Below are 4,837 nucleotides of genomic sequence, written 5' to 3' on the forward strand. Positions count from 1 at the left end.
CGTACGGCTGCTGCGCCGCCGGTCCGTGGCCGCCTCCCTGTTCGCGGTCGCGGTCGTGGCCGCGGCGGCCATGACCGCCGGAACAGTCATGGTGGCCCAGGCCATGTTCCTGTCCGACCACGACCTAGGCGTGGTGATGGCGGTGGTCGGCATGTCCGCTCTGGCCGCCCAGGTCCCCGCACAGCTGATCGGGCGCAGGGTGGTCGCCGGCAGCCGCGCCCTGGTCGCCGCCACGGACGGACTGGGCAGCGACGAGGGCTTCACCGCGCCCGCTGGGCTCCCCACCAGCGAACTGACCGCGCTCGGCCGGGCGCTGGAGGACACCAGCGCCAGACTGGCCGCCTCCCGCCGGCGGGAGCGCGCCCTGGAGGCCTCCCGGCGTGAGCTGATCGCCTGGATCTCGCACGACCTGCGCACCCCGCTGGCGGGGCTGCGCGCGATGGCCGAGTCCCTCGAGGACGGCGTGGCCGAGGACCCGGCCCGCTACCACCGCCGGATCCGCGCCGAGGTGGACCGGCTCTCCGGCATGGTCGACGACCTCTTCGAGCTCTCGCGCATCCACGCCGGGGCCCTCACCCTCAGCCTCACCCGGGTCTGCGCCTACGACCTGGTCGACGAGGCCCTGAGCGGGGCGCAGCCCCTCGCCCGGGAGCACGGTGTGCGCCTGGTCGACGGCGGGGTGGCGGCCGAGCCGGTGGAGGTGGACGGCCGGGAGATGTCCCGGGTTCTGGCGAACCTGCTGGTCAACGCCATCCGTGCGACACCGGCGGACGGCACGGTCGCGGTGGCCGCCCGCCGGGAGGGCGACGCTGTGGTGCTCTCCGTACAGGACGGCTGCGGTGGTATCCCCGCGCAGGACCTGCCCCGGGTCTTCGACACCGGCTGGCGCGGCGGCGCCGCCCGCTCACCGCGGCACGTCAGCGGGGACTCCAGGGAGCACCACGGCGACACGGGCGCCGGACTGGGGCTGGCGATCGTCCGGGGCATCGTCGAGGCGCACGCGGGGCGGGCCGAGGTACGCAACGTCGGAGGCGGCTGCTGCTTCGAGGTCATCCTCCCCGCCCCGGGCCACCGCCTCCAGCCGCCTGTGGGCGCGGCCAGGGTCTGACCCCCGAGCCGGTTCGGCGCCGGCCCGGTTCAGCCGGTTCCGCGCAGGCCCGGACCGGCCGCCGCCGCACGCTGCGGCGCCGCGGCGAACTCGGCCATGCCGACGTGGAAGGGAACCTGCGGCCGCCAGCCCAGCTCGCTGCGCAGCCGCTGGGAACTGGCCGTCACATGGCGGACGTCGCCCAGCCGGTACTGGCCGGTGACGACCGGTTCGGGTCCCCCGCAGGCCGTCGCCAGTGCCCGGGCCATCTCCCCGACGGTGCGCACCTCTCCGCTGCCCACGTTGTACGCCCTGAACGCCTCACCCGTACCACCGGAACCGCCGGCGACCCGCTCCAGAGCGGCGCGGTTGGCGGCGGCGACATCGTTGACATGGACGAAGTCCCGCCGCTGCCCGCCGTCCTCGTACACCCGAGGCGCCTCCCCCCGCGCCAGCGCCGAGCGGAAGAGCGACGCCACCCCCGCGTACGGGGTGTCGCGCGGCATACCGGGCCCGTAGACGTTGTGGTAGCGCAGCGAGATCGCCCGGCCGTCGCACGCCCGGGCCCACACCGCGGCCAGGTGCTCCTGGGCCACCTTGGTGGCCGCGTACACATTGCGCGGGTCCAGCGCGGCGGTCTCCTGCACCAGCTCCGGCTGCAACGGCCGACCGCACTCGCGGCACCGAGGCTCGAACCGTCCCGCCTCAAGATCCGCCACCCGGCGCGGCGCAGCCGGGGCCTCTCCGTGCACGGTGCACCGGTAGCGTCCCTCTCCGTACACCACCATGGAGCCCGCCAGCACCAGGCTGCGCACCCCGGCCCGGGCCATGGCGGCGAGCAGGACGGCGGTGCCCAGGTCATTGCAGGCCACGTACTTGGGTGCGTCGTCCAGATCGAGCCCCAGCCCCACCATGGCGGCCTGATGGCAGACAGCGTGCACCCCGCTCAGTGCCTGCGCCACGATCGCCGGGTCGCGCACATCGCCCACCAGCACCTCGACCCCGGACGGCAGCGGCGGCCCGGCATCACCGCCGCCGTGCGCCTCGGGCAGGAGTGCGTCCAGCACCCGCACCTCGTGCCCGTCCGCCGCGAGCTGCGCGGCCACCCGCGCCCCGATGAACCCTGCTCCGCCCGTCACCAGAACCTTCATGGAGACGACGCTAACCAGCGGCAACCCCGTATCCGGCACCGACAGGCCTCCGACGACGCCACGTCATCACACCGTAAGACGATCCCCCACGGCGGTCAGCACACCGACGGCTCGGCGTCCTCCCCCCGGGGTAGACCTGGTCCAGCGGGCTGGGCGGGGCGCTGCGGGTGCGCGGGTCCGAGAGATCGCTGTACGCGCGTGGGAGGAGCGTGCACGACAACTCCTCCCATCTGGCCGGTGTCCACGACGGCGCGGTCGGCCCCGATCTGACCGGCAAGGTCACCCACGCCATCGGGCAAGCGGTGGCTGCGGCGGGGCTGCCCGGCCGGCCCGGGAGCTGTGCCACCACCGTCGTCCGCGGCAGGACCGTGGAGGTCGCCTCGCCGGGGGGCGCCACCATCGAGGCGGCCGGGACGGAGCGGTGAATAGAATTGGTTCTCATGCCGAAGCCTGATGAGCTGATCGTCGAAATCGTCGGCCGTGTGGAGGCCGGACAGAGCAACCAGATGTCCCTCACCGTGGTCACCAACGGTGCCGTCATCACCGGTCGGCTGGCACCCGAGTCCGTGTGGCGGCAGAGGGTGTCGGAGGTGCTGACCGGTTCCGCACGCCTGGGCGAGTTCTCCGCCGTCTTCGACGCCCCCGCGAGGAGGGACGGGCCGCCGACGCATCTTCACTTCCATGTCGCCCGGATCCTGCAGGGCACGGTCGGGATCCCGGAGACGGGCGGGATGTACCGCGTCGCCATCGAGGACGTCAGCGCCTGGACCGTGGGCGACTTCAGCTACTCCGACCACTGACCTGCTGCCCCGCGCCGAGAAGACAGGGCGCAGTGGTGAGGGTCCGGCCGGCATCCGCCTGCCGGACCCTCGCTGCTGTGCGGGCGGCGCCTGCTGCGGTCGAAGTCGTCGGCGTCGGCGGACGCATTGTGGACTGGGCTCGGAGTCCCGACCTCTTCGGCGGTGGTCCGCACTGGTCGTGCCTGCGCCCCCCAGGTCCGACAGCTCGGTGGGGATACCGGCCGACAGCGCCGTGACCGGTCCCGCCTGCTCGGCACAGCCCCCCACCAGGGCTTGAGGGCTCTGGCCTTTCCCAGGGCGGCCGGATCAGGGAGAAGTCGTGTCTCAGCACAGGACCAGGCGAAGGCCGGCGTGCTGAGTGATGAACACCGAGGCCAGTGATCTCGCAGGCCGGACCGTAGGCACGGCGGACTTCGGGCCCTCGACCGCACTCCACAGGACGACGGTTGCGGTCCAGGCGGGCGGCGGCGTGTCGCCGCGCCGATTTCATCTGTGCCGGTGCTCCTGAGAACGCTCTGAAACCGTGCTGAATGGGGGGTCGGCGACGCTCTGCGGCATGACGACGACGGCCCCTCAAGGGGCAGCGAACGCGGAGGAGAGCACCATGGGCGGCCTGCGACTGCTCCGCCGGCACGCGGCGGCGTTCGGGCGCTTCGCCGGGCTCGGCAGCGGCGTCACCCTGGTGGCGTCGGGAGCACTCGTCCTGCTCGCGCAGTGGATCCCGTGGATGGCGGCGAACGCGCTGACCACCGTCGCGTCCACGGTGATCGCCACCGAGCTGCACGCCCGGGTCTCATTCGGCCAGGGCCGCCCGGGTCTGGCCTGCCACCTCAAGAGCGCCGCCACCATGGCCCTCGGCTGGCTCGTCACCTCGGCCGCAGTCGGCTCGCTGGCCATGCTCTGTCCCGGCGCCGGCGTCGTTCTGCGCCAGACGGTGTACCTGTCGGCCACCGCACTCGTCGGGATCGGCCGCTATGTCGTGCTGCGTCTGGCGGTGTTCGCGGAACGCGCCCCCCGGCCCCGTACCACCGACGGTGCCCGGTCGCGGGCCGCGTACGACGCGGTGGCGTAGATCCGCGCTCGGCCGAGCCGAGACCCGGCAGCCGTACGCCGACGCCGTTCAGAACCTCGCAGGCCCAGTGGCGGCCCCCGGAAACGGCAGTGGACCAGCCTCCTTCCCGCATCCGCATCCGCGAACGCTCAGCGGATGCGTTTCCTCCGCCCTGGGAGCCACCGGGTGGTGAGATGTGGGTCACATCAGCGGATGCGTATGTCACAGCCGGAACGGCCGACTCGTCTCGGGTTGTGACTACGGGGAGGGACTCATGGGGCGCAAGGGACGCACAGAGCCACTGCCGGGGCTGCCGACGGCCGACGCCACGGAAGGCGGCTCCTGCCGTCGCCCGGCCCATGACGACCTCACTCGTCAACGCCGCGGCCGCACATGCGCAGCATTCGCAGGGCAGCGCAGTCCGGGTGAAGCGGCACGCCTGCGCCGAGCCTCGGAGCACGTCAGGGACGCATCAGTGGACATCGATGCCGACCTGACCCCCGGGACTCGGAGCTGGATTCGACGCAGATTCGCACTCACACCAGGAGTCAGGGTGAAGCTCTCTCAGCTCGTCGCAGCAACCATCGCGGCCGGTGCGGTTGTCGCCGCTGTCGCTGTCCCGGCCAGCGCCGCCACCGAAGCCAATGTCCACGCCGACGGCCGGACGGCTGTGGCCCCGGCCAACTGGGTGCCCTTCACCAACAACGTCACGGCAAGCCCCGCCAACTGGGTGCCCTTCACCAACAAC

5 protein-coding genes and 1 pseudogene are annotated in these 4,837 nt (G+C 72.9%); 5 read left to right on the forward strand and 1 reads right to left on the reverse strand.

Going from position 1 to position 4,837, the window contains the following annotated elements; translation table 11 throughout:
• Positions 1-1,108, forward strand: a 1,108-nt coding sequence (locus AOK09_RS32045; protein WP_055590734.1) for a sensor histidine kinase, incomplete at its 5' end; no start/stop codon positions are given.
• Between the two features lie 29 nt (positions 1,109-1,137).
• Here the strand turns inward: AOK09_RS32045 and AOK09_RS32050 are convergent.
• Positions 1,138-2,238, reverse strand: a complete 1,101-nt coding sequence (locus AOK09_RS32050; protein ID WP_055590735.1) for an NAD-dependent epimerase/dehydratase family protein — start codon at positions 2,236-2,238, stop codon at positions 1,138-1,140.
• Between the two features lie 209 nt (positions 2,239-2,447).
• On the opposite strand from AOK09_RS32050, the gene AOK09_RS32055 reads away from it, so the two are divergent.
• From AOK09_RS32055 to AOK09_RS32070, 4 genes and pseudogenes are all read left to right on the forward strand, one after another.
• Positions 2,448-2,663, forward strand: coding sequence for a hypothetical protein (locus AOK09_RS32055; RefSeq protein ID WP_055590736.1), 216 nt, complete (start codon positions 2,448-2,450; stop codon positions 2,661-2,663).
• A gap of 15 nt (positions 2,664-2,678) precedes the next feature.
• Positions 2,679-3,038: a hypothetical protein gene (locus AOK09_RS32060; RefSeq protein ID WP_055590737.1), complete on the forward strand. Its 360-nt coding sequence runs from the start codon at positions 2,679-2,681 to the stop codon at positions 3,036-3,038.
• Between the two features lie 604 nt (positions 3,039-3,642).
• Entirely contained in the window at positions 3,643-4,110 is a 468-nt protein-coding gene (locus tag AOK09_RS32065) for a GtrA domain-containing protein (protein ID WP_055590738.1), read from the forward strand.
• 532 nt (positions 4,111-4,642) lie between these two features.
• Positions 4,643-4,837, forward strand: a pseudogene (locus tag AOK09_RS32070) (lamin tail domain-containing protein); the annotation flags it as partial.

It is taken from the genome of Peterkaempfera griseoplana, assembly GCF_001418575.1.
GTDB lineage: Bacteria > Actinomycetota > Actinomycetes > Streptomycetales > Streptomycetaceae > Peterkaempfera > Peterkaempfera griseoplana.

Bases quoted from the DNA above. Each gene is read 5' to 3' on its own strand.
- AOK09_RS32050 (WP_055590735.1), bottom strand. From the start codon at position 2,238: ATGAAGGTTCTGGTGACGGGCGGAGCAGGGTTCATCGGGGCGCGGGTG.
- AOK09_RS32065 (WP_055590738.1), top strand. From the start codon at position 3,643: ATGGGCGGCCTGCGACTGCTCCGCCGGCACGCGGCGGCGTTCGGGCGC.
- AOK09_RS32060 (WP_055590737.1), top strand. From the start codon at position 2,679: ATGCCGAAGCCTGATGAGCTGATCGTCGAAATCGTCGGCCGTGTGGAG.